Annotated in this window: 1 protein-coding gene; it reads right to left on the reverse strand. The window is 45.8% G+C overall.

Features of this window, described 5'->3' with window-relative positions; translation table 11 throughout:
* On the reverse strand, positions 1 to 93 hold a 93-nt coding region (locus ACPYOG_RS20535), incomplete at its 3' end, for an acyl-CoA dehydrogenase family protein (RefSeq protein WP_481295915.1).
* Between the last annotated feature and the right edge of the window lie 147 nt (positions 94 to 240).

The raw sequence follows: 240 nt of genomic DNA on the forward strand, positions 1-240 counted from the left end.
GACTTCTGCAGCGTTGGGAGCAAGCTGCGACTCAGCGAATTCTCGAACAAACTGGCGCAGCATTTTATGCTCTTCTGACAAGTGATACAGCATTCTGACTCCACATCATTATCGATCGCGCTTCCGGCTTCATTGCTTTCAGCAGTTCTCTTACAAAAAGCAAGATACTAAGCAGCATCGAAAGCACGCAATACTGTGACACCGTCAGCTGTTTCACATAAGAAATAGTCAGTTCCAGAT

This window comes from Leifsonia sp. HAY1-4F, assembly GCF_056755275.1.